The sequence below is a fragment of the Vibrio sp. V19_P1S1T109 genome, assembly GCF_002241375.1.
GTDB lineage: Bacteria > Pseudomonadota > Gammaproteobacteria > Enterobacterales > Vibrionaceae > Vibrio > Vibrio anguillarum.
Map to the genome: position 1 here is coordinate 21082 of NZ_NDIM01000321.1, position 6572 is coordinate 27653.

Annotated in this window: 4 protein-coding genes; 3 read left to right on the forward strand and 1 reads right to left on the reverse strand. The window is 48.8% G+C overall.

Annotated elements, in window-relative coordinates; genetic code table 11:
* Positions 1-18: 18 nt before the first annotated feature.
* The 3 genes from B9J87_RS15495 to B9J87_RS15505 all read left to right on the forward strand — a co-directional run bounded on the left by B9J87_RS15495 (position 19) and on the right by B9J87_RS15505 (position 3723).
* On the forward strand, positions 19-1164 hold the full coding sequence (locus B9J87_RS15495; RefSeq protein ID WP_017048371.1) for a sugar diacid recognition domain-containing protein: 1146 nt from the start codon (positions 19-21) through the stop codon (positions 1162-1164).
* A gap of 133 nt (positions 1165-1297) precedes the next feature.
* Positions 1298-2563, forward strand: coding sequence for a GntP family permease (locus B9J87_RS15500; protein WP_013857655.1), 1266 nt, complete (start codon positions 1298-1300; stop codon positions 2561-2563).
* A gap of 20 nt (positions 2564-2583) precedes the next feature.
* Positions 2584-3723 carry a glycerate kinase gene (locus B9J87_RS15505; RefSeq protein WP_094124412.1) on the forward strand — a complete coding sequence of 380 codons (1140 nt, stop codon included), beginning with the start codon at positions 2584-2586 and terminating at the stop codon, positions 3721-3723.
* 212 nt (positions 3724-3935) lie between these two features.
* Here the strand turns inward: B9J87_RS15505 and acnB are convergent, their stop codons facing one another.
* Entirely contained in the window at positions 3936-6533 is a 2598-nt protein-coding gene (gene acnB / locus B9J87_RS15510) for a bifunctional aconitate hydratase 2/2-methylisocitrate dehydratase (RefSeq protein WP_094124413.1), read from the reverse strand.
* Positions 6534-6572: the final 39 nt, after the last annotated feature.

The following is a 6572-nucleotide window of genomic DNA, read 5'->3' on the forward strand; positions in this document are numbered from 1 at the left end:
ACGAAACCACTTGAGATTATGCAGATCACAGAAACCACCGCACGCCAGATTGTAGAAAGAGCGATGAAGATCATCACTTATTCAGTCAACGTAATGGATGAAAAGGGACGCATTATTGGCTCAGGTGATCCCACTCGTTTGCACCAGAAACACGAAGGGGCGATTTTAGCCATCAATGAAAATCGAGTGGTTGAAATTGATCATGCCACCGCCAGTTACCTAAAAGGCGTTAAACCCGGCATCAATTTCCCCATCATTTATCAACAACGAGTGATCGGCGTGGTTGGAATTTCCGGTAACCCAACGGAGGTTCACCGTTATGGCGAGCTGGTCAAAATGACGGCGGAGCTTATCGTTGAACAAGCCGCACTGATGGCACAAGTACAGTGGAATAAGCGCCACCGTGAAGAGCTGCTATTACAACTAATTCAAGGTGCCACTCTCAACGAAACACAGCTCAATTCAATCGCCGAGCGATTAGGGCTCGACCTTTCCCAGCCGCGTATCGCTGCCGTGGTCAAATTGATCCCAGATAACGATACCGCCTTATCGCTAGAACACTTACAGCAGTTGGTGCATCTGCTGGAATACCCTGAACGGGACAATTTGGTGGGGATCATTTCAGTTTCTCACAACGAAGTAGTGGTTTTAAAACCCATCTCACTCACCGAAAAAGGTTGGTCACAAGAGGCCGAAACTAAACGAGTCAATCAACTGTTGAAGCGAGTGAAAAAAGAGGGCAAATTCACCATCAAAATTGCACTAGGTGATTATTTTCCAACGCTCTCTGGGCTGGCTCAATCTTATCAAACCGCCAAGTTGACGATGCAAGCCTCCCACCATAAACAGGGAGACGTCTTCTTTTATCAAGATGATAAGTTACCTGTACTGCTCAATAGCGTACAGCATGAGCCATGGAGCCGCGAGCAGTTACGCCAACCTTATACCCTGCTGGAACGGTATGATACTAAGGGAATATTAATTAAAACCCTCCGCCATTATTTTGAGCAAAACTGCGATGTTCATCAAACTTGCCAAGCACTGCATATTCACCGTAATACCTTGCGCTATAGGCTTGAAAAAATTGAGCAAGTAACCGCTTTAAAATTCAATCAGTTAAATGACATTACTCACCTTTATTTGGCTTTATCTTGCTTCAAATAAAAACATAAAATTGTGCATTTGCACAATTAATCAGTCGCGTCAAAGCCAGTAATCTGTGCAATAGACCGAAGACTCTTTTATTTTTGCTCCCTATATTGCAGCCAATCACTGATAAAAAATATGGATATAGAAGATGATTGAAGTTTCAACTCTCGGAGCTCTGGCCGCATTAGTCGTAGCTATCACGCTCATTCTAAAAAAAGTACCACCCGCCTATGGCATGATCATCGGCGCGTTGGTCGGTGGCGTGATCGGCGGTGTATCGCTGACCGACACCGTTGCTCTGATGATTGGTGGCGCACAAGGCATTGTGACCGCAGTACTACGCATTCTTGCAGCAGGTATTTTGGCTGGTGTATTGATTGAATCAGGCGCTGCCACTTCCATTGCAGAAACCATAGTGAAAAAGGTTGGAGAAACTCGCGCTTTATTTGCCTTGGCCTTAGCAACCTTAATTTTGACTGCGGTCGGCGTGTTTGTCGACGTAGCAGTAATCACCGTATCTCCTATCGCTCTGGCGATCGCTCGCCGTGCCGATCTCTCCAAGGCGGCCATTCTGCTAGCGATGATTGGCGGCGGTAAAGCGGGTAACGTAATGTCACCTAACCCTAATGCGATTGCCGCAGCCGACGCGTTTAACGTGCCACTTACTTCTGTAATGGCGGCGGGTATTATTCCTGGGATCTGCGGGCTTATTGTGGCTTACTTGATTGCCAAACGTTTAGTCAATAAAGGAAGTAAAGTCTCCGCCAGTGAAGTCGTTGCGGTGGATCATTCTAGGCTACCCCGCTTTAGCTCAGCGATCATCGCACCATTAGTGGCGATTGTGTTACTCGCACTACGCCCTATCGCTGGCATCAATGTGGATCCTTTAATTGCACTCCCATTAGGCGGGTTAGTCGGTGCGGTCGTGATGGGACGATTTGCAGACACTAACCACTTCGCGGTTTCAGGTTTAACACGCATGGCTCCGGTTGCGGTTATGCTGCTTGGTACTGGTACTTTAGCCGGCATCATCGCCAATTCAGGTCTTAAAGGCGGTTTAATCGAAGTACTGACCGCTTCTGGGTTACCTTCTTACCTGCTTGCACCGATCTCAGGTGCAATGATGTCACTGGCAACCGCTTCAACCACCGCAGGTACAGCCGTTGCCTCCAGCGTCTTTAGCTCCACTATACTCGAGCTAGGCGTACCCGCGCTGGCAGGGGCTGCCATGATCCATTCAGGTGCGACCGTACTTGATCATATGCCACACGGTAGTTTCTTCCACGCCACGGGCGGAGCGGTACATATGGACATTCGTGAGCGTCTCACCTTAATTCCTTATGAATCGGCAGTAGGTTTAGTGATTGCCTTCATTTCTGTGATGATTTTTGGCGTATTTGGTCTGTTTGTTTAACGCAGTTAAGGTGTTAAAAAATGAAAATTGTTATTGCTCCAGATTCTTATAAAGAGAGCCTAACGGCAATGGAAGTCGCCACCGCGATAGAGAATGGATTCAAACAAGTGTTACCCGATGCGCACTACATTAAGTTACCGATGGCCGATGGCGGCGAAGGGACGGTCCAATCACTGGTTGATGCCACTAATGGATCGATTGTTACCACAACGGTGACGGCGCCGCTAGGTGAGCAAGTCGAGGCTTTTTATGGCTTAATGGGTGATGGTAAAACAGCGATCATTGAGATGGCGGCCGCATCGGGCTTACACCTGGTGCCGCCAGAGCAACGCAACCCAATGAACACCACCAGCTACGGTACTGGTGAGCTGATTAAAACCGTGCTTGATCAAGGTGTTGAACACATCATCATCGGCATTGGTGGCAGTGCAACCAACGATGGTGGCCTCGGCATGGCGCAAGCCCTCGGCATTAAACTGCTTGATTCAGATGGTAATCCATTAGGCTTTGGTGGCGGTGAATTGTCAAAACTGGCCTCGATTGATCTCACACTACTGGACCCACGTTTAGCCCGCATCAAACTGGAGGTCGCCTGCGATGTCGATAATCCACTGTGCGGCGTACAAGGCGCTTCGCACGTCTTTGGCCCACAAAAAGGAGCAACACCCGAGATGGTCGCGCAACTTGATGCCAACCTTGCGCATTATGCAAACATCATCAAAACGCAATTAGGTCGTGATGTTAAAGAGATGCCGGGTGCTGGCGCGGCAGGCGGTTTAGGTGCGGCGCTGGTTGGTCTACTAGGAGCGAGCCTTCGTCCGGGCATTGAAATTGTGATGGATGCCGTGAACCTTAGCGATGTGGTAAAGGATGCCGATTTAGTCATCACTGGGGAAGGACGCATTGATAGCCAAACCATTCACGGTAAAACGCCAATCGGTGTTGCGCGCACTGCCAAACTTTTTTCCGTGCCAGTGATCGGCATTGCAGGCTGCTTGTCAGCAGACTGCGCCGTTGTTCACCCACATGGCATTGATGCGGTATTCAGTGTCGTTCCACGCTCGGTCGACTTGCCTACAGCCCTTGCCGAAGCGGCGCAAAATGTAGAAATGACCGCGCGTAATGTCGCGTGTGTTTTTAGCTTGTCTCACAGGCAATAACTATTTCGCTGAATACCATATGACGTTCACACTCATTTTAACTCCATTGACAGAACAACGTTATGAATTATGGGTCAAGTCATTGTTGGCGGAGCATTGCAGCCACCAATCGAACTTAATCTAATGTTATTTCAGCATTGAGTGAGAAGCTAGAATGGTAAAAAGCCACCGAATCGGTGGCTTTTTTATTAGGAGGTTAGCTTGGATAGCTCTTACACCGTTTGCTGGACAATCACACTGTCCGCTTTTTTAGTGTATTGCGTCATACGATGGAAGTTGAGGTAGCGATAGGTATCAGCTGCAGTTGCGTTGATCTGCTTCGCGTACTCTAGGTACTCTTCCAGTGTTGGAATGCGGCCTAAAATGGCACCCACGGCCGACAACTCTGCCGAAGCAAGGTAAACATTCGCGCCAGTCCCTAAACGGTTCGGGAAGTTACGGGTCGAAGTCGACATGACGGTCGCTTTATCGGCAACACGCGCTTGGTTACCCATGCATAACGAACATCCTGGAGTTTCAATGCGTACCCCAGCGCGGCCAAAGATGCCGTAATAGCCCTCTTCGATAAGCTGATCTTTGTCCATCTTAGTCGGTGGCGCAACCCACAAACGTGTGTCTAACTGACCATTGAACTTCTCAAGCAATTTACCTGCCGCACGGAAGTGACCAATGTTGGTCATACAAGAACCGATGAAGACTTCATCAATAGGCGTACCTTGTACATCAGAAAGTAAGCGCGCATCGTCTGGGTCATTTGGCGCACATAAAATCGGCTCTTTAATCTCAGCAAGATCAATCTCAATCACATGTGCGTATTCTGCATCACTATCCGCTTGCATCAACTCAGGATTGGCTAGCCACGCTTCCATCGCCGTAATGCGACGCTCGATAGTACGGCGGTCACCATAACCTTCGGCGATCATCCACTTCAACATAGTGATGTTAGAGTTGAGGTACTCTTCAATTGAGGCTTGTGACAATTTAACCGTACAACCCGCCGCACTGCGTTCTGCCGAGGCATCAGAAAGTTCAAACGCTTGCTCAACCGTTAAGTGCTCAACCCCTTCGATTTCTAGCACACGGCCAGAGAATTCGTTAATTTTCCCCGCTTTCGCCACTGTAAGCAGGCCTTGCTTAATCCCGTAATAAGGAATCGCGTGCACTAGATCGCGCAGCGTGATGCCCGGCTGCATTTCACCTTTGAAACGCACCAAGACAGATTCTGGCATATCCAGTGGCATCACACCCGTTGCGGCCGCAAAAGCAACCAAGCCAGAACCGGCTGGGAATGAAATGCCAAGCGGGAAGCGTGTATGCGAGTCACCACCAGTACCGACGGTATCAGGTAACAACATGCGGTTTAGCCATGAGTGAATAACGCCATCACCCGGACGCAGTGAAACACCGCCACGGTTCATGATGAAATCAGGCAAGGTATGATGGGTATTCACATCAACAGGCTTTGGATAAGCCGAGGTATGACAGAAAGATTGCATGACTAAATCAGCAGAGAAACCAAGACACGCCAAATCTTTCAATTCATCACGTGTCATCGGGCCAGTGGTATCTTGCGATCCAACCGTGGTCATTTTAGGTTCGCAGTAAGTCCCCGGGCGAACACCCGTCACGCCGCATGCTTTACCAACCATTTTCTGAGCCAGTGTATAACCTTTACCTGTATCAGCCACTGCAACTGGGCGACGAAATACTGTTGACGCTTCTAAGCCTAGTGCTTCGCGTGCTTTATCCGTTAAACCACGACCAACGATCAGTGGAATACGGCCGCCAGCGCGCACTTCATCAATCAATACGTCGGTTTTAAGCTTGAACGTAGCAAGCACTTCGCCAGTGTCGTGGTTACACACTTTGCCTTCAAATGGGTAAACATCAATCACATCACCCATGTTGAGTTTGGTAACGTCAACTTCAATCGGCAACGCGCCGGCATCTTCCATGGTGTTGAAGAAGATAGGTGCAATTTTACCGCCGAGCACGTAGCCACCCGCGCGTTTATTAGGCACAAATGGGATGTCGTCACCCATAAACCACAAAACAGAGTTAGTCGCGGATTTACGAGACGAGCCTGTACCGACCACATCACCCACATAGACTAGCTGATGGCCTTTCTCTTTTAGAGCTTCGATTTGAGTGATAGGGCCAATGCTGCCTGCTTTATCGGGTTGAATGCCTTCACGTTCATTTTTCAACATAGCCAGTGCATGCACTGGAATATCTGGGCGTGACCATGCATCTGGCGCTGGTGACAAATCATCAGTGTTAGTTTCGCCAGTAACTTTAAATACGGTTAGCGTGATCTTCTCTTGAAGCGCCGGTTTTGAAAGGAACCATTCCGCGTCTGCCCATGATTGCAACACTTTTTGTGCATGTGCATTAGCCGCTTTTGCTTTCTCTTCAACGTCATAGAACGCATCAAACATCAGTAGAGTACGCGATAGTGCATCAGCCGCAATCGGTGCCAGCTCAGCATCATCAAGCAATGAAACTAGCGGCTCGATGTTATAACCGCCTTGCATAGTTCCGAGTAGTTGCGCAGCTTTTGCGCGGCTCACTAGCGGTGAAGAGACCTCACCTTTAGTGATGGCGGTTAAAAAGCCCGCTTTAACATAAGCGGCCTCATCCACACCGGGAGGAATTCGATTTTCAAGGAGATCAAGCATGAACGCTTCTTCACCTTGAGGGGGATTTTTCAACAGTTCAACAAGTCCTGCGACTTGTTCAGCATTTAGGGGTCTAGGAACAACTCCTTCGGCAGCACGCTCTGCGACGTGTTTACGGTAGGCTTCAAGCACGACTTTTTCCTCTCATTGCGGTTTACCCCATTATTATTG

Excerpts from the sequence above, each read along its gene's own strand:
- B9J87_RS15505 (WP_094124412.1), top strand. The coding sequence starts at position 2,584 with ATGAAAATTGTTATTGCTCCAGATTCTTATAAAGAGAGCCTAACGGCA.
- B9J87_RS15495 (WP_017048371.1), top strand. The coding sequence starts at position 19 with ATGCAGATCACAGAAACCACCGCACGCCAGATTGTAGAAAGAGCGATG.
- B9J87_RS15500 (WP_013857655.1), top strand. The coding sequence starts at position 1,298 with ATGATTGAAGTTTCAACTCTCGGAGCTCTGGCCGCATTAGTCGTAGCT.